General features: G+C 72.4%; 21 protein-coding genes. 2 read left to right on the top strand and 19 right to left on the bottom strand.

What is annotated here, in order from left to right:
• Positions 1 to 11: 11 nt before the first annotated feature.
• Positions 12 to 1,226, bottom strand: a complete 1,215-nt coding sequence (locus BJ982_RS06065) for an MFS transporter (protein ID WP_184877377.1) — start codon at positions 1,224 to 1,226, stop codon at positions 12 to 14.
• A gap of 253 nt (positions 1,227 to 1,479) precedes the next feature.
• On the opposite strand from BJ982_RS06065, the gene BJ982_RS06060 reads away from it, so the two are divergent.
• Positions 1,480 to 2,031 carry an isochorismatase family protein gene (locus BJ982_RS06060; RefSeq protein ID WP_184877375.1) on the top strand — a complete coding sequence of 184 codons (552 nt, stop codon included), beginning with the start codon at positions 1,480 to 1,482 and terminating at the stop codon, positions 2,029 to 2,031.
• A 102-nt stretch (positions 2,032 to 2,133) separates the two neighbouring features.
• Here the strand turns inward: BJ982_RS06060 and BJ982_RS06055 are convergent, their stop codons facing one another.
• The 18 genes from BJ982_RS06055 to BJ982_RS05970 all read right to left on the bottom strand — a co-directional run bounded on the left by BJ982_RS06055 (position 2,134) and on the right by BJ982_RS05970 (position 20,350).
• A complete protein-coding gene (locus BJ982_RS06055) occupies positions 2,134 to 3,324 on the bottom strand; it encodes an MFS transporter (protein ID WP_184877373.1) in 1,191 nt (396 codons plus the stop codon).
• On the bottom strand, positions 3,325 to 4,284 hold the full coding sequence (locus BJ982_RS06050) for an electron transfer flavoprotein subunit alpha/FixB family protein (protein ID WP_184877371.1): 960 nt from the start codon (positions 4,282 to 4,284) through the stop codon (positions 3,325 to 3,327).
• Positions 4,285 to 4,297: 13 nt separating this feature from the next.
• On the bottom strand, positions 4,298 to 5,068 hold the full coding sequence (locus BJ982_RS06045; protein ID WP_184877369.1) for an electron transfer flavoprotein subunit beta/FixA family protein: 771 nt from the start codon (positions 5,066 to 5,068) through the stop codon (positions 4,298 to 4,300).
• 4 nt (positions 5,069 to 5,072) lie between these two features.
• A complete protein-coding gene (locus tag BJ982_RS06040; protein WP_184877367.1) occupies positions 5,073 to 5,885 on the bottom strand; it encodes an enoyl-CoA hydratase/isomerase family protein in 813 nt (270 codons plus the stop codon).
• Positions 5,882 to 6,655 (bottom strand): enoyl-CoA hydratase/isomerase family protein, encoded by a 774-nt coding sequence (locus tag BJ982_RS06035; RefSeq protein WP_184877365.1) that lies wholly within the window; start codon positions 6,653 to 6,655, stop codon positions 5,882 to 5,884. The genes BJ982_RS06040 and BJ982_RS06035 overlap by 4 nt, the downstream gene beginning before the upstream one ends.
• Positions 6,652 to 7,818 (bottom strand): acetyl-CoA acetyltransferase, encoded by a 1,167-nt coding sequence (locus BJ982_RS06030; protein WP_184877363.1) that lies wholly within the window; start codon positions 7,816 to 7,818, stop codon positions 6,652 to 6,654. Before BJ982_RS06030 ends, BJ982_RS06035 begins: the two co-directional genes overlap by 4 nt.
• Positions 7,815 to 8,267, bottom strand: coding sequence for a Zn-ribbon domain-containing OB-fold protein (locus tag BJ982_RS06025; RefSeq protein ID WP_184877361.1), 453 nt, complete (start codon positions 8,265 to 8,267; stop codon positions 7,815 to 7,817). Before BJ982_RS06025 ends, BJ982_RS06030 begins: the two co-directional genes overlap by 4 nt.
• Positions 8,264 to 8,761, bottom strand: a complete 498-nt coding sequence (locus BJ982_RS06020; protein ID WP_203959358.1) for a MaoC/PaaZ C-terminal domain-containing protein — start codon at positions 8,759 to 8,761, stop codon at positions 8,264 to 8,266. Before BJ982_RS06020 ends, BJ982_RS06025 begins: the two co-directional genes overlap by 4 nt.
• Entirely contained in the window at positions 8,758 to 9,204 is a 447-nt protein-coding gene (locus tag BJ982_RS06015; RefSeq protein ID WP_184877359.1) for a MaoC family dehydratase N-terminal domain-containing protein, read from the bottom strand. Before BJ982_RS06015 ends, BJ982_RS06020 begins: the two co-directional genes overlap by 4 nt.
• On the bottom strand, positions 9,197 to 11,305 hold the full coding sequence (locus BJ982_RS06010; RefSeq protein ID WP_184877356.1) for an acetate--CoA ligase family protein: 2,109 nt from the start codon (positions 11,303 to 11,305) through the stop codon (positions 9,197 to 9,199). Before BJ982_RS06010 ends, BJ982_RS06015 begins: the two co-directional genes overlap by 8 nt.
• The gene (locus tag BJ982_RS06005; RefSeq protein WP_184877354.1) at positions 11,302 to 12,441 is read right to left on the bottom strand and encodes a CaiB/BaiF CoA transferase family protein; all 1,140 of its coding nucleotides are present in this window, start codon (positions 12,439 to 12,441) and stop codon (positions 11,302 to 11,304) included. Before BJ982_RS06005 ends, BJ982_RS06010 begins: the two co-directional genes overlap by 4 nt.
• 2 nt (positions 12,442 to 12,443) lie before the next feature.
• Positions 12,444 to 13,190 carry an SDR family NAD(P)-dependent oxidoreductase gene (locus tag BJ982_RS06000; protein ID WP_184877352.1) on the bottom strand — a complete coding sequence of 249 codons (747 nt, stop codon included), beginning with the start codon at positions 13,188 to 13,190 and terminating at the stop codon, positions 12,444 to 12,446.
• Positions 13,191 to 13,203: 13 nt separating this feature from the next.
• Complete coding sequence (locus BJ982_RS05995; protein WP_184877350.1) at positions 13,204 to 13,953, bottom strand: ABC transporter ATP-binding protein; 750 nt, start codon at positions 13,951 to 13,953, stop codon at positions 13,204 to 13,206.
• Positions 13,953 to 15,830, bottom strand: a complete 1,878-nt coding sequence (locus tag BJ982_RS05990) for a branched-chain amino acid ABC transporter ATP-binding protein/permease (RefSeq protein ID WP_184877348.1) — start codon at positions 15,828 to 15,830, stop codon at positions 13,953 to 13,955. Before BJ982_RS05990 ends, BJ982_RS05995 begins: the two co-directional genes overlap by 1 nt.
• A 3-nt stretch (positions 15,831 to 15,833) precedes the next feature.
• The gene (locus BJ982_RS05985) at positions 15,834 to 16,700 is read right to left on the bottom strand and encodes a branched-chain amino acid ABC transporter permease (RefSeq protein WP_184877346.1); all 867 of its coding nucleotides are present in this window, start codon (positions 16,698 to 16,700) and stop codon (positions 15,834 to 15,836) included.
• A 7-nt stretch (positions 16,701 to 16,707) separates the two neighbouring features.
• A complete protein-coding gene (locus tag BJ982_RS05980; protein ID WP_184877344.1) occupies positions 16,708 to 17,949 on the bottom strand; it encodes an ABC transporter substrate-binding protein in 1,242 nt (413 codons plus the stop codon).
• 224 nt (positions 17,950 to 18,173) lie between these two features.
• Positions 18,174 to 19,301, bottom strand: coding sequence for an acyl-CoA dehydrogenase family protein (locus BJ982_RS05975; RefSeq protein WP_184877342.1), 1,128 nt, complete (start codon positions 19,299 to 19,301; stop codon positions 18,174 to 18,176).
• A gap of 2 nt (positions 19,302 to 19,303) precedes the next feature.
• Entirely contained in the window at positions 19,304 to 20,350 is a 1,047-nt protein-coding gene (locus BJ982_RS05970) for an acyl-CoA dehydrogenase family protein (RefSeq protein WP_203959357.1), read from the bottom strand.
• Between the two features lie 298 nt (positions 20,351 to 20,648).
• Here BJ982_RS05970 and BJ982_RS05965 point away from each other — a divergent pair, with 298 nt between their 5' ends.
• On the top strand, positions 20,649 to 22,796 hold the full coding sequence (locus BJ982_RS05965; protein ID WP_184877339.1) for a (Fe-S)-binding protein: 2,148 nt from the start codon (positions 20,649 to 20,651) through the stop codon (positions 22,794 to 22,796).
• The last annotated feature ends 80 nt before the right edge of the window (positions 22,797 to 22,876 follow it).

The following is a 22,876-nucleotide window of genomic DNA, read 5'->3' as shown; positions in this document are numbered from 1 at the left end:
CTCCCGGCCCGTCACGCGCCGTCCGAGCGCGCGGTCGAGGCGATGGCGAAGAGGGAGCCGATCGTGTAGAGCATGGCGACCAGGGTGAAGACGGCCTCGGGGGAGAGGGTTTCGAGAGCCGGGGCCGTCAGCGCCAGGCCGAGGGCGCCGGACCCGAGGATGAGGGTCGCGAAGGCGGACATGCCATGGGTGCGCAGGGCGGGCGGGGTGTGGTGGGTCTGCATCGCGGTGCCGGGGCCGTTGATGAGCCCGAGGGCCGAGCCGGCGAGCAGCAGCACCACGCCGACGGTGACCGCGCGGGTGTCGATCGCGAGCACCCAGAGGATGGCCGGTTCGAGGACGCAACCCGCGACGATCAGGCGGGAGGTGGTCCAGCGGGGCAGCAGGAGCAGCACGAGGACGTTGCCGGCGACGGCGCCCGCGCCGAACATCATGAGGAGCAGGCCCGCCGTGCGCGGGTCCCCGCCGTACCGCAGAAAGGCCATGATCGGGACGGCCGCCAGGACGATCTGGACGGCCATCTCACAGACGCACTGCGCGATCGTCCAGGGACGCAGCACGCGGTCGCGCACCAGCAGGATCAGGCCGGAGAAGACGGTCGGCGGCGCGTTCCCGGCGGAGGACGGCTGTTTCCCGCGGACGAAGAACGTGATCAGGAGGTAGGACGCGAAGAAGGTGGCCGCGTCGACGATCAGCGCGGTGGAGGCGCCGGAGGTGGCGACGAGCATTCCCGCGACGGCGGGGCCGAGCAGGGACGCGGTCCGGGTGGCGCCGATGAGCAGCGCGTTCGCCTGGGACAGGGCCTGCTGGTCGTCCCGGACGAGATCCGGCAGCAGGACCCGCTGCGCCGCGTGGTACGGCGTGAAGAACGACCCCACGAGGAAGACGATGGCGAGCAGGACGGGGAACGACAGCAGGTGCGCCGCCTGGAGCACCGGCACGAGCAGGATCAGGGCCCCGCGCGCGAGGTCGGCGATCTGCATGGTGCGCCGGGGCGTGAGCCGGTCGGCGAGCGGCCCCGCGGGAATGCCGAAGATCGCCATGGCCGCCATCTGGGTCGCGAGGACGGCGCCCATCTGGCTGGTCGAGTCCGTCGCGGTCAGGACGAACCAGGGGAGCGCCAGCCGGGTGACATAGGTGCCCGCGACCGAGATCACCTCGGCGAGCAGGAGGGCCGTGAGAGATCTCCGCCGGGCGCGGCGGGCGACGTCCTCCTCCGGAATCATGGTGACGACCTGCCCGCGGGTCCGACTGCGTTCGGCGGTTTCACCTCCGGACTAACACATTCGCGGCAGAACACCACCGTCCTCCGCGAACCGGTGTCAAAGAGATGCCGCCCCGCCTCCGGCGGGCACGGGGGCCACGCCGGCGGTCAGCGTGCCGTCCATGCGGTCGCCGGGTGATCTGGCCTGCCGCTTTGTCGGTCGCGGTGCCTAGTGTGGGAGGCCGCAGGAAACGAGACCAGGAACAGAAGGTGCCATGACCACGTTGCCCGACCGGCCGAACACCGCCCTGCTCGTCATCGACGTCCAGAACGGCGTGGTGGCCGACGCCCACAACCGAGACGGTGTGATCGCGAACATCAACACCCTCGTCGACAAGGCCCGCGCCGAGGCCGTGCCCGTGGTCTGGGTCCAGCACTCCGACGAGGGCCTCCCGCGCGACAGCGACGCCTGGCGGTACGTGCCCGAGCTGGTCCACGGCGATTCCGAGCCCGTCGTCCACAAGAACTACGGCGACTCCTTCGAGGACACCGAGCTGGAGGCCGTGCTCGCCGAGCGCGGGGTGGGCCGGGTCGTCGTCACCGGCGCCCAGAGCGACGCGTGTATCCGCGCGACGATCCACGGGGCCATGGTCCGCGGGTACGACGTGACGCTCGTCGGCGACGCGCACACCACCGAAGACCTGACCAAGTACGGCGCGCCGCCCCCCGACCAGGTGATCGCGCACACCAACCTCTACTGGAAGTACCAGAACGCGCCCGGCCGCCAGGGCGGCACCGTCGACACCGCGGACGTCGCCTTCGCCTGAGCCGGCACGCCGGCGCCCGCGGTCCCCGGACTCGCGGAGCGGGAACGGCGGGCCGCCGGTGTCGGGGGGCCGGGCCGGTCGCCCGGTGGAGCCGGTGTGCGGTCAGGCCGGTTGTTCGGTGGGGCGTGGCGGGACGGTGAGGGCCATGAACCAGCTGACGAGCACGACGGCGGCGGTGCCCATGAACGCCACCTCGTAGGAGAACGAGGCCGCCAGCGCGCCCGCCACCAAGGGGCCGACGGTCATGCCGAGGTCGGCGGTCATCTGGTACCCGGCCACGACGGTGCCGCCGCGCCCCTGGGTGACGTCGCCCACGGTGGCCGCGCCGCCCGTGGTGCAGAAGGCGGTGCCGAGCCCGATCAGCGCGAACGCGGCGAGGTAGGACGGGAGCGTCTGCCACGCCGTCACCATGGCCAGGCAGCACAGGATCAGCCCCTGGCCGAGCAGCAGGGACGGCCGGCGTCCCCACAGGTCGGCCATCCGTCCGGCGAGGGGCAGCGCCGCCGCCTGCACGATGGCTCCCACGGCGAGCCCGGCGCCGATCCAGGTCGGGCTCGCCTTGATCACCACCAGCAGGTACAGCGGCAGCACCGAGACCCGCACCCCGAACACCGCCCAGCCGAGCGCGAAGTTCGAGCTCAGCGCGGCGAGGTAGGGCCGCTGCCGCAGCGCCTGCCCCAGCGTGACGCCCTGCCGGGCCGATTGCGCGCGCGGCGGGGCGGGCGCGACCAGCGCGGCCCGCGCCAGCGCGACGGCCGCGATGACGCCCGCGATCGCCACCGCCACGCCGTACACGAAGAACGGCAGGCGCGGGGAGACGCCGAGCAGCCCTCCGCCCAGGGCGGGGCCGGTGACCGTGCCGAGGTAGTAGCCTCCCTGGAAGTAGCCGGTGGCCCTTCCCCGGTGCGAGGCCGGGGTGACCCGCAGCAGCATGTTCATGGCCGACACCGTGTACAGCGCCGAGCCGACGCCGCACGCGCCCCGGAAGATCAGCAGGAGCGCGTAGTTCCAGGAGAGCCCGGCGAGGATGCTGGTCGCGGCGAGCATGGCCATGCCGGTGAGGAGCACCCGGCGTTCGCCGAAGCGGTTGACCAGCCGCCCGCCGGGCAGGCCGGTGGCCAGGCGCATGAACGCGAACGCCGAGACCACCGCCCCGATGGCCGTGCTGCCGACCCCGAACTCCCCGGCGAACACGGGGATCGCCGGGGACTGGATGCCGAACCCGACCGCCACCGTGAAGGCGACGACGGTCAGGATCTTGACCTCGCGGGGCAGCTCGCGGAAGCCGCCCACCTAGGATCGCCGCCTGGCGACCTCGTCGAGGAGTTGTGGCACCACCTCGAAGAGATCGCCGACCACGCCGTAGTCGGCCAGTTCGAAGATGGGCGCCTCGGGGTCCTTGTTCACCGCGACGATGGTCTTGCTGGTCTGCATGCCGGCGCGGTGCTGGATCGCCCCCGAGATGCCGACGGCGAGGTAGAGCTGCGGCGACACCGTGGCCCCCGTCTGCCCGACCTGGTGGGTGTGGGCGTACCAGCCCGAGTCCACCGCGGCGCGCGAGGCGCCGACCGCGCCGCCGAGCGCGTCCGCGAGCCGTTCGATCAGCGTGAACTGCTCGGCTCCTCCCATGCCGCGGCCGCCGGCGACCACGACGTCCGCCTCGGTGAGCTGCGGCCTGCCGGTGCTCTCCCGGGCGGCGCGCGACACGATCCGGGTGCGGCGGTCGGCGTCGCCGAGCGTCAGGGCGCTCCGGGTGACGGCCGGCGTGACCGGGGCCTCGGCGGGCACGACGGCGTTCGGCTTGACCGCGATGATCGGCAGCCCGCGCGCCACCCGGGACGTCACGGTGAAGGACGCCGCGAAGGCCCACTGGGTGACGACGGGGCCGTCCGGCCCCGGCCGGACGTCCACGGCGTCGGTCAGCACGCCGCCGCCGAGCCGGACGGCCAGGCGCGCCGCGGTCTCCTTGCCGTCCGGGGTGGACTCGACGAGCACGGCCGCCGGCGACGCCTCCGCGGCGAGCTCGGCCAGGGCGCGCACCCAGGCCGCCGGATACTCCTCCAGCTCGGCGGACTCGATGACGTGGACCCGGCGGGCGCCGTACCGGCCGAGCGTCTCGACGACGCCCTCGTCCGCCGTGCCCGCGCACACGGCGACCGGGTCGCCGAGCTCCCGGGCCAGCGTGAGCAGTTCCAGACCCGGCTTGCCGACCTGTCCCGCGACGTGCCCGATGAGCACGAGAATCTCTGACACTGCCGTCCCTTCTTCAGATGAACTTGCGCGTGGACAGGAAGCCGGCGAGCGAGCGCCCTCCCTCGCCCTCGTCCGGCACGATGGTCCCGGCGGTGCGGGCGGGCCTCGCGGTGATGTCCTCGACCACGGTCCTGGCCGCGGCGCCGACCTGGTCGGCGGGCACGCCGAGGTCGGCGAGGGTCCAGGTCTCCAGCGACTTCTTCTTCGCCGCCATGATCCCCTTGAAGGACGGGTACCGGGGGTCGCCGATGCGGTCGGTCACCGACACGACGGCGGGCAGCGTGCCCTCCAGGTGCCGGATCTCTCCCGCGGCGTCACGCCGGATCCGCACGGCGCCGCCGGCCACGCTCACCTCGCCGGCGAAGGTGAGCTGCGGCATGTCCAGGTGTTCGGCGAGCATGGCCGGGACCAGCGAGGTGCCGCCGTCGGTGGAGGCCATCGCGCAGACCACGAGGTCGGGGTCGAGGCGGCGCAGCGCGGCGGCGAGGACGAGCGCGGTGGCGGGCCCGTCGGACCCGGCGATCGCCTCGTCGCTGACGTGCACCGCCGCGTCGCCGCCCATCGCGAGCGCCTTGCGCAGCGCCTCGGCGGCGGCGGGCGGCCCGGCGGTCAGGTGGGTGACGTGCGCGCCGGGCACGGACTCCACGACGCGCAGCGCCTGCTCGACGGCGTACTCGTCCAGCTCGGAGAGCTGCCCGCCCGCGCGGTCGACCCGGTGGCCGGGGGTGAAGCGCGGCTGGGAGGCCATGTCGGGGACGTACTTGACGCAGACAACGATCTTCATGTGGTCACCGGCCCCGGAAGACGGGGGCGCGCTTCTCGACGAACGCGGCGGCTGCCTCCTTGTGGTCGTCGCTGACGAAGGTGCCGCCCTCCAGGATCAGGCCCAGGTCGAGCAGCAGGTTCATCCGCTCCCGCACGATCTTGTTGACCGTCGTCTTCGTCCCTTGCACCGCGAGGGGGGCGCAGGCGGCGAGCTTGCGCGCGACGGCGGTCGCCTCGTCCACCAGGCCGCCGGCGGGGACGGCGCGCAGGGCGAGGCCGAGCCGTACCGCCTCGGCGCCGTCGAGCCGGTCGCCGGTCATCAGGTAGTAGCGGGCCGCGCCGAGCGGCATCGCGAGCGGCCACGCCACGGCGCCCCCGTCGCCGGCGACGAGCCCGACCGCGACGTGGGTGTCGGCGAACTGGGCGTCCTCGGCGGCGATCACGACGTCGCAGAACAGCGCGATCGTCGCGCCGAGCCCCATCGCGTACCCGTGCACGGCGGCGACGATCGGCTGCGGCACCGACAGGATGGTCTCCAGGATCTGGCGGCCGTGCAGGAGCTGGTAGACCTGCTGGCCCGCGCTCGGTCCCTCGGCGTCTTCGGAGTCCTCGGCGCGTACGGCCATCTCCTTGACGTCGCCGCCGACGCAGAACGCCCGGCCCTCGCCGCGCAGCAGCACGGCCCGCACGGACTTGTCCGCGCCGACCTCCGCGAGCGCCTCGGCCAGCTCGCGCTCCAGGCCGCCGCCGATCGCGTTCAGCCGTTCCGGACGGTTCAGCGCGATCGTGGCGAGCCCGTCCTCCACACTCACCAGCAAGGTCTTGTAGTCGCTCATCTGTCCTCCTTGGTAGCGGAAAGCCGGTTCACCATCTCGGCGCGGGCGCGCTGACGTCCGGGGTCGGCGACGGCACGGGCCTGGGCCCGCGCCTCCTCGTCCAGAAGGTCGGCGAGCCCGTGGGTGAGGCCGTGGTCGAGGAGCCTCTTGGTCAGCCCGACCGCCACGCCGGGCATGGCGGCCATCCGGTGGGCCAGCTCGGCCGCGGCGGGCAGCAGCTCCTCTGGCGGGACCACGCGCGAGACGAGTCCCCAGCTCAGGGCCTCCTCGGCGGGGACGGCCCTGCCGGTGGCCAGCCACTCGAACGCGCGGGCGTAGCCGAGCAGGCGGGGCAGGAAGTAGGCGCCTCCGGCGTCGGGCACGAGCCCGACCGTGGCGAAGGCGGGCACGAACTTCGCGGTGGCGGCGGCGATCCGCACGTCCGCGGCGGCGGCCAGGGACAGCCCGGCCCCGGCGGCGGCGCCGTTCACCGCGGCGATCACCGGCTTCTCCAGCGCGGCCATCGCCAGCACGTGCGGGTGGTAGGTGTGCCGCAGCCCGGAGCTGCCCGGCTTGCGGGACGGGTCGGGGGGCGTGCGCAGGTCGGCTCCGGCGCAGAAGCCCTTCCCGCTGCCGGTCACGACGACGGCCCGGACCTCCGGGTCCGCCGCCTCGTGCCAGGCGTCCGCGAGCGCGAGCAGCGTCTCGGCGTCCAGCGCGTTGAGCACGTGCGGCCGGTTCAGCGTGACGGTCAGCACGGGGCCGTCCCGCTCGGTGATCACCGTGCTCATAGGGCGTCCCGCCCGCCGAGGATCGCGGTGACCTGGCTGGAGAGCTGCCCGCCGTTGCCGTGCGCGACCGCGACGGACACGCCGGGCTGCTGCCGCTCGCCCGCCTCGCCGCGGATCTGCCGGGTGGCCTCGATGAGGGGGAAGATGCCGTACATGCCCGGGTGGCAGTACGACAGGCCGCCGCCGTTGGTGTTGACCGGCAGGACCCCGCCCGGCGCGATGCGTCCGCCGGAGACGAAGTCGCCGCCCTCGCCCTTCTTGCAGAAGCCCAGGTCCTCCAGGAACAGGATGGTGTTGATGGTGAAGGCGTCGTAGAGCTGCACCATGTCCACGTCCTCGGGTCCGAGGCCCGCCATCGCGTACGCGCGGGCGGAGGACTCGGTGGCGGCCGTGACGGTCAGGTCGGGCATCTGCGAGATCGCGCGGTGCCAGTGCGCCTCGCCCGCGCCGAGCAGGTACACCGGCGGGCGCGGCAGGTCCGCGGCGCGCGCCGCGCTCGTCACCACGACCGCCCCGCCGCCGTCGGTGACCAGGCAGCAGTCGAGGGTGGACAGCGGGCTGGACACGACGCGGGCGGCCAGGACGTCCTCGACGGTCAGCGGGTCGCGGGCGAACGCCTTGGGGTTGAGCCGCGCCCACTGCCGCGCCGCGACCGCGACCTCGGCGAGGTGGGCGCGGGTGGTGCCGTACTGGTGCATGTGCCGCGCGGCGGCGAGCGCGTATCCGGTGATCGGCGGGCGCGGCCGGTAGGCGGCCTCGTAGGAGGGCAGCTCGGGCGGGCCCATGGCGAGCCTGCCGCGCCCGCTGTCGGAGCGCGCCGTGCTGCCGTAGACGATCAGGGCGACGTCGCACGCCCCGGCCGCGATGGCCAGCGCGGCGTGGTGCAGGTGCGACACGAACGAGCTGCCGCCGACCATGGTGCCGTCGGTGTAGCGGGGGCGCACGCCCAGGTATTCGCCGACGTCGAGCGGGGCCATGCCGCGCCCGGCGATGGCGCAGAACAGCCCGTCCACGTCCCGGGTGGTCAGGCCCGCCTCGGCGAGCGCCGCGCCGGCGGCCTGCGCCGCCAGCTCGACGGCGTACCGGTCCTGGCCCACCTCTCCGAGGTCGGACTCGGCGACCCCCACGATCGCCGCGGCGCCTCGCAGATCGCGGGAACTCATGACGCCTCCTCTCCTTCCGCGGCCTCCGCCGCCGTGAACACGACCCGGGGGTCGGAAGAGCCCTCCCGGTCGACGTGGGCGCGCACGCGCATCCCGATCGGCACGTCGGCGGCGGGGGTCTCCACGACGGTGCTCATCATCCGGAAGCCCTCGTCGAGGTCGACGAGCACGACCGGGTACGGGTCGGTGTCCCGCGGGGTGATGACGCTGGTCGAGTAGACGGCGCCGAGCCCGGAGCTCTCGCTCCACCGCAGCTCGGTGGCCCCGCACGCCGGGCAGATCACCCGGGGCGGGAACACGGCGGTCAGGCATCCGTCGCACGTCTGGAACGGCACGCTGCCGGCGGCGAGCCGGTCCAGGTACTCCCGGTGGGGGGCCGATCCGGTCAGGGCCGTCTCATGGTGGGAGGCCGGCCCGGTCGCGGTCGCCTCCCTGTCGGGCGCGGTCATGCCCGTTCTCCTTCCGCCAGGGCGAGCGCGGGGGCCGGGTAGGCGGCGGTCGCGCCGCCCCGGAGCACCAGCCTGCGCTCGCGGCCCGCGGCCTCGGTGTGCACCTCCAGGCTCGCCTCGACCTCGGTGCCGCCGTCCTCGGCCGTCCCGGTGCGGAGCACCTCGCCGCTGAGCACGAGCGTGTCGCCCGGCCAGACCTGGCCGACGTACCGGACCGTGAACCGGCGCAGGTTGCGGCGGCCGAGCCACGAGGCGGCGTACCCGGCGAGGACGCCGGCGGTGAGCAGCCCGTGCCCGAAGACCGACGGGTACCCGGCGGAGCGGGCGAAGGTCTCGTCGTGGTGGATGGGGTTGAAGTCGCCGCCGGCTCCGGCGTACCGGACGAAGTCGGTGCGCGTCAGCGGCCCGACGCGGCGCTCCGGGGCCACCGTCCCCGGTGGCGTGTCCGGTCCTGTGTCCGGGGCCGTGCCCGGTTCCGGGTCCGGTGCTGTCACTGTTCCCCCATTTCGATCACCGTGCTGCGCAGCCGCATCACGGTCTCCTCGCGTTCGTTGACGAATTCGTGCTCGGTGATCACCAAGGTCATCGGGCCGCGGCTGCCGGTCTTCTCCTGCACGTCCGCGATGTGCGACCGCACCGTGAGCACGTCGCCGGCGGCGATGTCGCCCAGGTACTCCCACTCCGCGCCGCCCGCCAGAACCCGGCGCAGGTCCAGCCGGAGCACGTCCACGTTCCGCGTCGCCCAGTGCGAGGTGACGGCGGAGAAGGTGGGCGGCGCCGGCAGGTGCCGGTATCCGGCGGCCCGCGCCGCCTCGACGTCGTGGTAGACCGGGTCCTCGTCCTTGACGGCGCGGGCGAACTCGCGCACCTTGCCGTGCTCCACCGGGAACGTGTACGGCGTGTACGCGTGCCCGATCAGGTGGCGACGGTCAGTCATGGCGCACGACGATCAGCGCGTCGGCGGCCAGCACCGCGCCGTCGGCGACGCGCAGCGGGTTGACGTCCACCTCGGCGACCTCGTCGAGTTCGAGCGCCAGCGCGCCGAGCCCGGTCATGATCTGGGCGGTGGCCCGGAGCTCCTCCTCCGACAGCCCGCGCCGCCCGGTGACCAGGCGCCCGCCGAGCAGCCGGCCGAGCGCCGCCACCGCCGCGTCCGCGTCGAACGGCGGGCGGAGCAGCACGGCCTCGCTCAGCACCTCCACCAGCACCCCGCCGAGCCCGACCGCGACCATGGGCCCGAAGACCGGGTCACGCTGCACGCCGCAGGTCAGCTCCAGCCGGGCGGGCGCCATCTGCTGGACGAGCACGCCCTCGACGCGCGCGTCCGGGGCCCGGCGGGCCACCTCGTCGAGCATCTCGCGGTAGCCGTCGCGCACGGCGTCCGGGCCGCGCAGGCCGAGCCGGATCGCCCCGGCGTCGGACTTGTGCGGCAGCCGGTACGACATCACCTTGATCGCCACGGGCCCGCCGATGCGCGCCGCCGCCTCCACCGCCGCGTCCACGCCGGTGACCAGTTCCTCGCGGGTCACCGGCACGTCGTACATGGCGAGGATGCTCTTGCCGGTCGACTCCAGCAGCGTCGTCTCCTCGCCCGCCGCCGCGATCAGCTCGCGCACCCGCCGCACGCGGTCGCCGTCGGCGGCGAACGCCTCCGGGTCGGGCGGCACCGGGCCGCGCGCCGAGAGACGGGCGAGCGCGCTCAGCGAGGCCATCGCCCGGCGCGGGTCGGTGAAGGTCGGCACCCCGGCCCGCTGGAACTGCTCGGACCAGGCGGTGGACAGGATCGCGACCGGCTTGGCGGTGTTCCGGTACATCTCGACGATCGCGTCGTTGGCGGGACCCGGCCCCGCCCAGGTGACGGCGGCGACCATGTCGCCGGACGGGCTGGCCGCGACCTTGTTCAGCACCTTGCGGTAGGCGTCGGGCATCGCGGTGGTCTGCGCGGTGGTGTCGACCGGGTTGGAGGTGCTGCCGTAGAACGGCAGCGGCATGTCGGCCTCCAGCGCCGCCTGCTCCTCGGCGGGCAGCTCGGGCACCGACAGGCCCGCCTGCCCGGCCTCGTCGGCGAGCAGCACGCCCGCGCCGCCGGAGGACGTCATCACGATCACGCGGTCGCCGGCCGCGCGGCGGCCGTCCTGGAAGATGGTGCCGAGGTCGAGCAGCTCCTCCATGGTGGAGGCCACGAACACCCCGTACTGGCGGCAGACCGCGTCGAAGACCTGGGCCGAGCCCACGATCGAGGCGGTGTGGCTCATCGCGGCGCGGGCGGCCTCGTCGGAGCGGCCGGCCTTGAGCAGCACCAGCGGCTTGTCCAGCTCGGCGGCGCGGCGCGCGGTCGCCATGAAGATCTCGGGGTCGCGCAGCGTCTCGACGAACGACAGCAGCACCCCGACCTCGGGCCGCTCCACCAGGTGCCGCAGGACCTGCGCCACGTTGACGTCGGCCTCGTTGCCGGTGGAGACGAACCAGCCGAGCCGCAGCCCGGCCAGCACGGCCTTGTTGGTGATGTAGGAGCCGAAGCCGCCGCTCTGCGAGACGAGCGCCACGGGACCGGACTCGGGGAGCGGCTGGTCTGGGGTGATCATGAAGTTGGCCATCACGCCGCCGTGCGTGTTCATGTACCCGATGCAGTTCGGGCCGATCACGCGGATGCCGGTCTCGTGGGCCACCGCGGTCAGCCGGTCCTGGAGGGCGCGGCCCTCCGGCCCGGCCTCGGCGAAGCCCGAGGTGATGACGGTGGCGCCGCCGATGCCGCGGGCGGCGCACTCGGCGACCACGTCCACGACGGCGCGGGCGGGCACCGCGATCACGGCCATGTCGACGGCCTCGGGCAGGTCGCTCACGCTGCGGTAGGCCGTCCGGCCCTGGACCACCTCGTCCTTGGGGTGTACCGGGTGGACCTCGCCGGGGAAGGCGCGCAGGAGGTTGCCGAAGACGGTGCCTCCGATGCGGGTGGGGCTGTTGGACGCGCCGACCATGGCGATCGACCGAGGGGAGAGCAGCCGGTCGAGCGCGGGCGGGGGCGGGGGCGCGGTCATGGCTCGGGTACCTCCTGATGGTGCGGTGATGCGTCCAGCTCGTGAAGGAGCGAAGCGGTGTGCTCGCCCAGGCCGGGGGCCGGGGCGGGGTCGGGCGCGCCGTATCCGCTGAACCGCAGCGGCTGGCGCACGTAGCGGCGGCCGTCGCCGCCGTCCAGCGCGCGGATCGCCTGCCGGGCGCGCACGTGGGGGTCGTCGGGGATCTCGCGCAGCCGGTGGACCGGGCCGGCGGGCACCCCGATCCGGTCGAAGAGTTCCTGCCAGTGGGCGTAGGTATGGGCGGACAGGGCCTCGGACAGCAGCCCGGCGAGCGTGTCGCCCCGCGCCGCCCGCTCGGCCTGGGTGAGCCCGGCGTACGCGGTGAGGCCGGTCGCCTCGCACAGCAGAGCCCAGAAATGGTCCTCGAAGCCGATGCCGAGCGCGATCAGCCGGCGGTCCGCGCAGCGGTAGAGCCCGTATCCGGGTTCGGGGCCGGGCGCGGGGGCCGGTGTGCCGGAGCCGTTGAGCACCGGTTCCAGCCGCAGGGACATCACCGACAGCAGGGCCTCGTGGGTGGACATGTCGACGTGGGTGCCCCGGCCGGTGGCGGCCCTGCCGACCAGGCCGGCCAGCGCGCCGAGCGCGGCGTAGAGGGCGCCGACGATCGCGCCCGCCTCCAGCTCGGGCGGCGGGTGGACCGCCCCGGGCCGGTCCACCAGCCCGTCGAGCAGTCCCGCCGCCGCCTGGTACATCAGGTCGTGCCCGGCCCGGTCCCGGTACGGCCCGTCCTGGCCGAAGCCGGAGAGCGACACGTAGACCAGGCCGGGATGGCCGGCGCTCAGGCGCGGGTACCCGAGGCCGTACCGTTCCATGGTGCCGGGGCGGAACGCCTCGACGAGGACGTCGGCCGTGCCGGCGAGCCGGCGGGCGGTCTCCTGGTCCTCGGGGCGTTTGAGGTCCAGGGCCACCGAGCGTTTGCCCCGGTTGAGCGCGGCGAACATGACGCCCTGGAGGCGGGCGCCGTCGCCGGTCCCCGGCCGCTCGACCGTGATCACGTCCGCGCCGAGGTCGGCGAGCAGCGTCGTCGCGTACGGCCCCTGGTAGAGCGGGGCGAAGGTGACGATCCGCACGCCGCCCAGCGGGCCACTGGCCGTCACCGTCAACGCACCATCATCCCGCCGCCGTCCACCGAGAGGACCTGGCCGGTGACGTAGCTGCTCGCGTCGGAGGCCAGGTACAGGAAGGTCGGCGCGATCTCCTCGGGTTCGGCGTGGCGGCGCAGCGGCAGCCGCTTGACGCCGTCGGCGAAGCGCGGGTCCGTGCGGACCTTGAGCGTCATCTCGGTGGCCGCCGCGGGCGCGACCGCGTTGACCAGGATGTTGTACCGGCCGAGCTCGCGGGCGGCCGTGCGGACCATGCCGAGCATCCCCGACTTGGCGGCCGCGTAGTTGATCTGGCCGATCGAGCCGTTCTGCGCGGTCGAGGAGGAGCTGAAGATGATCCACCCGCGCTGCCGCTCGATCATGTCGTGCACCACGGCCTGCAGCCAGTAGAAGGAGCCGTGCAGGTGGACGCCCATGACGACGTCCCACTCCTCCTGGGTCATCTTGTGCAGCATCGCCGGGCGCGTGACGCCCGCGTTGTTCACCAGGATGTCGATCGGCCCGTACGCCGCCTTCACGGCCGCGGCCGCCTCGTCCACCGCCGCCCGGTCCGACACGTCGCAGGCCACGGCCATCGCCTGGCCGCCCGCCTCACGGATGCCCGCCGCCACCTTCTCCGCGGCGTCCGCCTTGACGTCGACCACCGCCACCCGGGCGCCCTCGCGGGCGTACAGCTCGGCGACCGACCGGCCGATGCCCTGCGCGGCGCCGGTGACCACGGCGACCCTGTCCTTCAGCAACATCAGTTCTTTCCTCTCAATGGTTGCCGGTGGTCAGGCGTTCGCCCGACCGGCCGAGGTAGACCTCGCGGATCACCGCGCCGTCGTCGAAGGCGGACTTCGGGCCGGTGGTGATGATGCGCCCGTTCTCCATGACCGCGACGTCGTCGGCGATGGCCAGCGCGTGCTCGATCCGCTGCTCGACCAGCAGGATGGACAGGCCCTCGTCGCGCAGCGCCGCGACCATCTCCAGGACCTCGTTGACGATGGCGGGCGCGAGGCCCGCGGAGGGCTCGTCGAGCATCAGCAGCTTCGGCCCCGGCATCAGGGCCTGTCCGATGGCCAGCATCTGCTGCTGGCCGCCGGACAGGCTGCCCGCCGGTTCGCGCCGCCGCTGGCGCAGGACGGGGAAACGCTCGTAGGCCTTCTCCAGCGCCGCCCCGCGCGCGCCGCCGCGCAGCCCGAAGCCGCCGAGGCTGTATCCGCCGAGGAGCAGGTTCTCCTCGACGCTGCGGGCGCGGAACACCCGCTTGTTCTCCTGCACGAGCGCGAGACCGGCCCGCACCCGCCGGTGGGCGGCGGCGCCGCTGAGGTCGCGCCCGTCGAGCTCGACGCGGCCCTGGCTCACGGTGGGCAGCAGCCCGGCGATGGCGGAGAGCAGCGAGGTCTTGCCGGCGCCGTTGCGCCCGAGCACGACGGTGATCCGGCCGGGGCGCACGGCCACGTCCACGTCCCACAGGACCCGCAGGTCACCGTATCCACCGGTGACGCCGGTGACGGACAACATCACTTGGCTCCCTTCGGCGTGGCGGGACCGTCGGCGGCCTGAAGGTCGGCCACCGAGTCGAAGGCGTCGGCGGCATCCCCGCCGTCGGTCGCGCCGGTGTACTCGGCGAGCACCCTGCGGTCGTTCTGGATCTGCGCGGGAGTGCCGGAGGCGAGCAGCCGTCCCTGGCTGAGCACGTGGATTCGGTCGGACAGCTTGAGCACGAGGGGGAAGTTGTGCTCGACGAGGATCACCGTCCCGCCGGCCTCGCGGATCATTCCGATGGCCCGTTCGAGCACTTCGAGGTCGCTCTCGTCGAGGCCGGAGCCGACCTCGTCGAACAGGAACACGCGGGCGCCGGAGGCGAGGCAGCGGGCCACCTCGACCAGCCGCCGGGTGCCGAGGGCCAGCGAGTCGACCTGCTGGTGGGCGACGTCGGCGATGCCGACCAGCCGCAGCAGGGCCATGGCCCGCGCGTCGTCGGTCGCGTACCCCTTGCGGAAGGCCGGGAGGCGCAGGATCGCGGGCAGGATGCCGACGCGGTGGCTCACGTACCTGCCGGTGGCGACGAACGCGAGCGTCGTCATGTGCGCGGGGATCAGCGGGGTCTGGAAGGTGCGGGCCACGCCGTGCCGGGCGATGCGGTACGTCGGGTGGCCGCCGATCTCCTCCTCGCCCAGCAGCAGCCGCCCGGCGGACGGCTTGTAGAGGCCGCAGATCAGGTTCAGCATGGTGGTCTTGCCCGAGCCGTTCGGGCCGATGAGCGCGGTGACCTCGCCGGGCCTGGCCTCGATCGTGACGTCGTCGAGCGCCCGGTTGCCGCCGAAGGACTTGCCGAGCCCCTCGGTGCGCAGCGTCACGCCGTGCAGCGGTTCGAGCCGCGTCTCCACCTCGCCGGCCGGTTCGGCGGCGGCGACGGTGACCGGGGCGGGAGTCGGCAGCCAGCCCCTGCGGCGGACGGCGGCCAGGCCGTCCTGGGCGAGGCCGGCGAGCCCTCGGTTGAACGCGATGCCCGCGATCAGCAGGAACGCGCCGTAGATGACGAGCTGCCAGGTCTGGAACTGGGTGAAGGTCTGCTGCCCGAGCTGCATCACCGCCGCGCCGGCGATCGCGCCGTACACCGAGGTCGCGCCGCCGACGACGGACGCGGCGAGCACGCTGAGCGCGAGCGCGAAGGTGAAGGTGTCCGGCGCGATGAACCCGTCCAGCATCGAGAACAGCGCCCCGGCCAGTGCGGCGGGGATCGCGCCGACGACGTACACCAGCAGCTTCAGCCGGTACACCGAGACGCCGAGCACCGAGGCCAGGATCGGGCTCTGCCGCAGGACCAGGAACATGTTGCCGTGCCGCGACAGCAGCAGGTTGCGGGCGACCGCGAACCAGGCCGCCACGACCAGGATGATCAGCCAGTAGAGCCGGTCGCCGACGATCTCCATGCCGAACAGGGTGGGGACGGCGGTGCCCATGCCGAGCGTGCCGCCGGTGAAGCCGGAGAAGACGTCGACCAGGTTCGGCACCAGCGTGACCAGGAAGAACGTCACCATCGCCAGCGACCAGCCGCCGAGGCGCAACCCGGGTATGCCGGTGATGAGACCGACCACGACCGCGGCCAGGGTGGCCCCCAGCAGCGAGAACAGCACGTTCGTCATGCCGAGCTCGACGCCGAGGTAGCCCGCGACGTAGGCGCCCACGGCGTACAGCGCGACCTGTCCCATGGCCAGCTCGCCGGCGTAGCCGAGGACGACGTTCAGGCCGCTGACCAGCAGGCTCAGGATCGCGATCAGCATCACCGTGCGCGACCAGTAGCCGTTGAGCAGGCCCGCGGTGGGGGCGATGAGCAGCAGGGCCAGCAGGAGCACGATGCCCAGCGGGCGGTACCGGTGGACGAGGGCGTTCATGGGCTACACCCGCCGTTCGAGCGCGGCGCCGAACAGGCCGCGCGGTCGCAGGAACAGGATGAGCAGGAACGCCGCGAAGACCACGATCTGCGGGTAGGCCGCGCCGATGTACCTGGCGGCGAACGCGTACACGAGCCCGGTGGCGAATCCGCCGATCAGGCCGCCGAGCTGGCTGCCCGATCCTCCGATCGCGATGGCCACGAACCCGAACAGCGCCAGGTCGTGCCCGAGGTCGAAGACGGCGTACGTGCGCGCCCCGACCAGCAGGCCGAACACTCCGGCGACCGCCCCGGCGAGGGCGAAGGCGCCCACGCCGAGGAGCCGCACGTTGATGCCGCGCGCCGAGGCCGCGTCCCTGTCCTCCGCGGAGGCCAGGGAGGCGAGGCCGGTCAGCGTGTGCCGGGACCACAGGTGCAGTCCCACGCCGACGACGAGCGTGAAGGCGATCAGCACCAGGTCCACCGGCCGGACGGTGCCGCCGAGCAGGTCGAGCGGCCGGTCGGGCAGCACCGACGGCACGGTCAGCGGCTCCCTGCCCCAGATGACCGCGGCGAGCCCGTCCAGGATGGTGGCGGCGCCGACCGTGGTGATCAGCGTGCCGTGGCTGTCGCTGCGGCCGAGGAGCGGACGGATGGCGATCCGCTCCTCGATGAGCGCGATGGCCGCCACGCCGATCATCGCGAGCAGCACGGTCGGCAGCACGGGGAGCCCCAGCGTGACGGCCCCGGTGTAGGCCAGGAACGTGCCGACCATCAGGAGTTGCGCGTGCGCGAAGTTGAACGTCCCGGAGGCGAGGAGCACGACGTTGTACCCGATCGCGATCAGCGAGTAGATCGCGCCCGTCGCCAGCCCGGCCCATACGGTCGTCATCGCGACCTCACGCCTTCTCGGGCGCGTAGAAGCCTTCGCCGTTGTAGACGCCCGGCGGGACGTACTGGAAGGTCTCCTCGCTCGTGGTCGGGAAGTGGTTCGCCGGCGAGTACTTGAACTGCACGTACTGCCCGGCGGGACCCGCGGCGTACCAGAGCGGCGCGCCCGAGGGCTGCGGGAGGTTCTCCAGCGTGGCCTTGACCTTGTCGGACTCGTTGGTCTTGGCCTGCTGCGCGGCGTAGGCGACGACGGCGAGGGCGTCGTGCCCGGTGGCGTAGAGCCCCCAGCCGGTGTTGCCGATGCCGCCGGCCGCCGGACTCTTCTTGATGTCGTCGATGAAGGCGCCCAGGTTCGGGTGACGCTCGCTGTCCTCCAGCGTCGCGCTGGAGACGACCACGAACACGTTCTTGAGCTGGTCCGTCTTGAGGTTCTTCAGGTACGGGAAGCCGGAGGCGAGCTGGTCGCAGAAGGCAGGGATGTCCCAGCCGATCTGGGCCCGGCTGCGCATCACGTACAGCGCCGCGGTGCCGTACCCGTTGAGCACCAGCGCGTCGGGGTTCTGCGCGCGGAGCTGGTTGAGCTGCGAGGTCATGTCCAGCGCCGTGGCCTCGTAGCGGGCCTCGACGAACTCCATGCCCGCGCCCTGGACGGCCGCCTTGTAGATCTCGGCCGAGCTCTGGCCCGTGGCGTCGTTGGAGTAGAGCATGCCGATCTTCTTGTAGCCCTTCTCCTTCGCCGTCCGGATCAGCGCGGGCGCGTAGTCCTTGCCGGGTGAGGAGACCCCGAAGTGGTAGGGGAACTTCTTCGGGTCGTTCAGCAGGGTGCTGACCGTGCCGCCGATCGAGAGGATCTTCTGTCGGCTCAGGATCGGCAGCAGTGAGAGGGAGACGGCGCTGGAGCCGCCCGGGTAGACCAGGTCGGGCTTGGATCCCGAGGAGAGCCGCTGCTGGAGGAGGCTGACCGCCTTGGTCGGGTCGTTCTGGTCGTTGGCCGTCTCGACCACGACCTTGCGGCCGTTGATGCCGCCGGCGGCGTTCAGCTCCTCCGCCGCGATCTTGATGCCCGCGTCCAGGCTCGCGTTGTTCGTGGAGATCGCACCGGAGTAGTCCCCGGTGAAGTAGACGACGAAGGGCTTGTCGGCGCTGCCGCCGGACGCGCCGTCGCTCCCTTCGCCGCCGCACGCGGCCACGGAGAACGCGAGCAGGGCGCTGAGCGATATCGCGGAAAGACGGATGTGGCGTGATCTCATGGCGGCCTCCTCGGCCGGGCGATGCGACTGAATGGTGTTCAGGGAGGAGGGGCGCGCGCGACGGGCCGCGCGAGCCCTGGGGGATGGGAAAGAGAAGTGATCGCATACGGCACGGCCTGCGTGCCGCCGACCACATGAAGATCACGGAAATGGGAGCCCGGCGCCCGCCGGGGCGCCGTCACCCGGACCGGAGAAGGGGCCGGGCGCGGCCGAGGTCCCGCGGATCAGCGCGGCATGTCCAGCATGCGCGCGATGATGTTCTTCTGGATCTGGGCCGACCCGCCGTAGACGCTGACGGGGCGGGAGGTGAAGTAGGAGCTGAGCCAGCCGGCGGCGACGCCGGTCATCTCGTCGGCGCCGAGAATGTCCATGGCCAGGTGCTGCAGGGACTGCTCGGCGTCGGCCCACAGCAGCTTCGCGATCGAACCCTCGGGGCCCGGCGCCCGCCCGGAGACCCGCATCGAGAGCTGCTCCATGCAGTTGAGGCGCAGCACCTCGCCGCGTACGTAGGCGCGGGCCAGGGCCTTGCGGACCTCCTCCTTCTCCAGCAGGCCGCGCTCGGCGGCGAGCCCCTCGACCTTGCGCAGCGTGCGCCGGTAGTTGGCGATGAACCCGATGTCGGCGGGGCCCCGCTCGTAGGCCACCGTGGTCATCGCGATCCGCCAGCCCTCGCCGGGGGCGCCGAGCCGCTGCTCCACCGGGATCCGCACGTCGTCCCAGAACACCTCGGCGGTCTCGGCCTCGCCGCTGGCGATCACGATGGGCCGTACCGTGACCCCCGGCTCGGTCATCGAGACCAGGAAGGCCGAGATGCCCTTGTGCTTGGGGACGTCCGGGTCGGTCCTGGCCAGCAGGAGGCACCAGTCGGCGTACTGGCCGCCGCTGGTCCACATCTTCTGCCCGTTGACCACGTAGTGGTCCCCGTCGAGCCGCGCCGCCGTGCGCAGCGAGGCGAGGTCGGACCCGGCCTCCGGCTCGCTGAAGCCCTGGCACCAGCTCGCCTCGCCGGACAGCAGCGGCGGCAGGAACCGCCTCTTCTGCTCCTCGGAGGCGTACATGAAGATGGCACGGCCGATGTAGCCGACGGACGGCAGCGGAGGGGCCCCCAGGTTGCCCGACTCCTCGTTGAGGATCGCGTCGTACACGGGGCTCAGGCCGCGCCCGCCGTACTCGACCGGCCAGCTCATCCCGACGTATCCGGCGCGGTAGAGGGTGCGGTGCCAGTCCTTGCGGAGCCTGACCGCCTCCAGCTCGTCCTCGATCTTGTCCCAGCCGGCGGGGATGGTGGCGCTCAGCCACTCGCGCAGGGTCGCGCGGAACTCCGCCTCCTCGGGGGTGTCGCGGTAGTCCATGGTCACTCTCCCGTCAGCCGGACGTCGGCGATGCGCGGCAGTTGGACGCCCTCGTCGCCGAGGACCTGGCGGTCGGTCAGGGCACGCCGCGTGTGGACGTGCGCGATGTGCTCGTAGGTCTGGCCGATGCCGCCGAACACCTGCATGACGGTCTCGGTCACCTCGCGCGCCACGAGGGCGGCCTGCGTCTTCGCGGTGCGGGCCGCCATGAGGGCCTCCGCCACGTCCAGCTCGTCCACGGCCCAGGCCGCGTAGTTGGTCGCGCTCGCCGACGCCTCCGCCTGCACGTACGCCTCGGCGCACAGGTGCTGCACCGCCTGGAACGAGCCGATCAGCACGCCGTACTGGACGCGCTCCTTGGTGTAGGCGACGGCCCTGGCCACGGCGGCGCGCATGACGCCGACGATGTCCGCGCTGATCACCGTGAGCGCGAGCGCCTCCCAGCGCAGCAGCGCCTCGGCGGAGAGGGGGCGGCCCACCGGGGTGAGCCGGGCCTCGTCGATCGGGCCGTCGGAACGCAGCAGCGTGCGGGTGAGGTCGGCTCCGGTCGCGGGGACGAACCCGGTGTCCAGTGATACCCGTACGACTTGGTGCCCGTCGGGCCCGGCGGTCAGCGCCAGCGCGTCGGCGGCGCCGTCCGCGTCCCACGCGTAGACCTGCTCGCCCGGCAGCACGGCCAGGGCGGACAGGTGGCGGTCGAGCAGCACCGTGGTCCTCGCGTCCCCTTCGGACAGGGCCTCGGCCTCGTCGTGCGCGCCGGCCAGGGCGAGCAGCTCCGTGGCGAGCACGGCCGATCCGAGGTAGGGCACCGGTACCAGGCCCGCGCCCAGCGCCTCGGCCACCACCGCGACCTCCACGCCCGAACCGACCGGGCGCCCGTCGTCGTCCCGGGTCCGCAGCGCCAGCAGCCCGGCCTGCGCGAGCGACCGCCAGGCCGCGGCGCGGTCCACGGTGTTCAGGTCACTGGGGTTCGACGGGCCGGCGGAGCCGGCGATCTGGGCGGCCACCTCTTTGAGCATTTGCTGCTCGTCACTCAGTAGAGCGAGCACTACAGCACCTCCCATGCCCCTTGCGACCAGGGGCGGAACATGACTGAATGTCATTCAGGGCAATGTCTAGCACGGTGCCGAGAAGGGCGTCAACGGACACATGGGCGTTACATTCCCGCAACTTGAATCCCGTTCGGTGGGACTGTTGACCACCCCTTCAGCAGCATGTTTAGCTTCTTCAATGCCGATCGGAAGCCCCGGGCGTGACGCGGTACCCGCTCCGCACGGATTCCATGCGGCGATGAATGACATTCAGATGGCGGTTTCACCAGCCATGTCGCCTCGCTGAGGAGGACCCGTGCTCTGGGTTGCGATCATCGGGCTCGTCGCGACCGGCGTCGCGCTCGCCCTGGCGGGCCGCCGGGTGGCGTTCCTCTACAGGCTCGCCACCAGCGGCCAGCCCGCCCCCGAACGCCTGCGGTACGCCAGGGAGAACGTCGGGGCGGAGATCAAAGCCCAGGTGGTGGAGGTCTTCGGCCAGAAGAAGCTGCTGAAGTGGACGCCGTCCGGCACGGCGCACTTCTTCGTGATGTGGGCGTTCTTCATCCTCGCCACCGTCTACCTGGAGGCGTACGGCGCGCTGATCCAGGGGGCGATCACCGGGGAGCCCGACTTCCACATCCCGCTCATCGGGACCTGGCCGGTGCTCGGGTTCCTCCAGGACTTCATCGCCGTCGCCGCGCTCGCCGGACTGGTCGCCTTCGCCGCGATCCGCGTCAAGAACTCGCCCAAGCGGCTCGGCCGCGGCTCACGGTTCTCCGGCTCGCACCTCGGCGGGGCCTGGCTCGTGCTCTTCATGATCTTCAACGTGATCTGGACGCTGTTCCTGTTCCGCGGCGCCTCGATCAACACGGGCAACTTCCCCTACGAGTCGGGCGCCTTCGCCTCCGAGCTCACCGCGAGGATCCTGCCCACGAGCACGCTCCTGGAGGAGATCGGCCTCCTGCTGCATATCGGCGTGATGCTGGTGTTCCTGGTCATCGTGGTGAACTCCAAGCACCTGCACATCTTCACCGCGCCGCTGAACGTTCTGTTCTCGCGCCGTCCCGACGGTCTGGGGCCGGTGCCCGAGATGCGCAGCAACGGCAAGGTGCTCGACTTCGAGGAAGCCGACCCCGACACCGACGTCTTCGGCCGCGGCAAGATCGGGGACACCACGTGGAAGGGCTTCCTGGACTTCTACACCTGCACGGAATGCGGGCGGTGCCAGTCGCAGTGCCCCGCCTGGAACACCGGCAAGCCGCTGTCGCCGAAGATGCTGATCCTCGACCAGCGCGACCACGCGTTCCAGGTGGCTCCGTACCTGCTCGCGGGCGACGCGGAGAAGGACTCCCATCCGCAGGACGTGCTCGCCCTGCTGGAGAAGCCGCTGGTGGGCGAGGAGGGTGTGATCCATCCGGATGTGTTGTGGTCGTGTACCAACTGTGGCGCGTGTGTGGAGCAGTGCCCGGTGGACATCGATCACATCGATCACATCCTCGACATGCGCCGTTACCAGGTGATGATCGAGTCCAGCTTCCCCTCGGAGGCGGGGGTGATGTTGAAGAACCTGGAGAACAAGGGCAATCCGTGGGGTCTGCCGGAGGGTAAGCGCGCCGAGTGGATCGAGGAGCTGGCCTCTCGTGAGGTGGACCCCATCGAGGTCCAGATGGTCGATGAGAAGATGCCCGGCGATGTGGAGTACCTGTTCTGGGTGGGGTGCGCCGGTGCGCTGGAGGACCGGGCCCGCAAGACCACCAAGGCGGTGGCCGAGTTGCTGCACATCGCCGGGGTGAGGTTCGCGGTGCTGGGGCCGATGGAGGCGTGCACCGGGGATCCGGCTCGTCGCCTGGGCATGGAGTTCGTGTTCGACATGCTGGCCCGGCAGAACATCGAGACGTTGAACGAGGCCGGGGTGACGAAGATCGTGGCGACGTGCCCGCACTGCTTCAACACCCTGGCCAACGAATACCCCCAGCTCGGCGGCCACTTCGAGGTCGTCCACCACACCCAGTTGCTGGCGCATCTGGTGGAGCAGGGCAGGCTGACCCCGGTGACGCCGATCGAGGAGAAGATCACTTACCACGATCCGTGTTTCCTGGGGCGGCACAACAAGGTGTACGCGCAGCCGCGCGACATCATGGCCACGGTGCCGGGGGTGCGGACCCAGGAGATGCACCGGTGCAAGGAGCGGGGGTTTTGTTGTGGTGCGGGTGGGGCGCGGATGTGGATGGAGGAGCGGATCGGCAAGCGGATCAACACCGAGCGGGTGGACGAGGCGCTGACCACCGACCCCGACACCGTGTCCACCGCGTGCCCGTTCTGCCTGGTGATGCTCGGGGACGCGATCAACGAGAAGAAGAACACCGGCCAGGCCAAGGAAACCCTGGAAGTCGTCGACGTCGCCCAGCTCCTGATCAAGTCCGTCAAGGGCGAGCCCGTGGCGAGCGGTCCCGCGGGACGGTGAGCCGCCCCCGGATCACCGTCCGGGGCCGGACGGCGTTCGACCGCTTCCCTCACCCGTGATCCGTTCGCCGCCTGACTCGG

This window comes from Sphaerisporangium siamense (assembly GCF_014205275.1).
In the GTDB taxonomy this organism is placed as follows: Bacteria; Actinomycetota; Actinomycetes; order Streptosporangiales; family Streptosporangiaceae; genus Sphaerisporangium; species Sphaerisporangium siamense.
The sequence above is the reverse complement of the archived record's forward strand: the minus strand, read 5'-3'. Positions and strand labels throughout refer to the sequence as shown.

Bases quoted from the DNA above. Each gene is read 5' to 3' on its own strand.
- BJ982_RS06065 (WP_184877377.1), bottom strand. From the start codon at position 1,226: ATGATTCCGGAGGAGGACGTCGCCCGCCGCGCCCGGCGGAGATCTCTC.
- BJ982_RS06060 (WP_184877375.1), top strand. From the start codon at position 1,480: ATGACCACGTTGCCCGACCGGCCGAACACCGCCCTGCTCGTCATCGAC.
- BJ982_RS06045 (WP_184877369.1), bottom strand. From the start codon at position 5,068: ATGAAGATCGTTGTCTGCGTCAAGTACGTCCCCGACATGGCCTCCCAG.
- BJ982_RS06040 (WP_184877367.1), bottom strand. From the start codon at position 5,885: ATGAGCGACTACAAGACCTTGCTGGTGAGTGTGGAGGACGGGCTCGCC.
- BJ982_RS06035 (WP_184877365.1), bottom strand. From the start codon at position 6,655: ATGAGCACGGTGATCACCGAGCGGGACGGCCCCGTGCTGACCGTCACG.
- BJ982_RS06030 (WP_184877363.1), bottom strand. From the start codon at position 7,818: ATGAGTTCCCGCGATCTGCGAGGCGCCGCGGCGATCGTGGGGGTCGCC.
- BJ982_RS06025 (WP_184877361.1), bottom strand. From the start codon at position 8,267: ATGACCGCGCCCGACAGGGAGGCGACCGCGACCGGGCCGGCCTCCCAC.
- BJ982_RS06015 (WP_184877359.1), bottom strand. From the start codon at position 9,204: ATGACTGACCGTCGCCACCTGATCGGGCACGCGTACACGCCGTACACG.
- BJ982_RS06010 (WP_184877356.1), bottom strand. From the start codon at position 11,305: ATGACCGCGCCCCCGCCCCCGCCCGCGCTCGACCGGCTGCTCTCCCCT.
- BJ982_RS06000 (WP_184877352.1), bottom strand. From the start codon at position 13,190: ATGTTGCTGAAGGACAGGGTCGCCGTGGTCACCGGCGCCGCGCAGGGC.
- BJ982_RS05995 (WP_184877350.1), bottom strand. From the start codon at position 13,953: ATGTTGTCCGTCACCGGCGTCACCGGTGGATACGGTGACCTGCGGGTC.
- BJ982_RS05990 (WP_184877348.1), bottom strand. From the start codon at position 15,830: ATGAACGCCCTCGTCCACCGGTACCGCCCGCTGGGCATCGTGCTCCTG.
- BJ982_RS05985 (WP_184877346.1), bottom strand. From the start codon at position 16,700: ATGACGACCGTATGGGCCGGGCTGGCGACGGGCGCGATCTACTCGCTG.
- BJ982_RS05980 (WP_184877344.1), bottom strand. From the start codon at position 17,949: ATGAGATCACGCCACATCCGTCTTTCCGCGATATCGCTCAGCGCCCTG.
- BJ982_RS05975 (WP_184877342.1), bottom strand. From the start codon at position 19,301: ATGGACTACCGCGACACCCCCGAGGAGGCGGAGTTCCGCGCGACCCTG.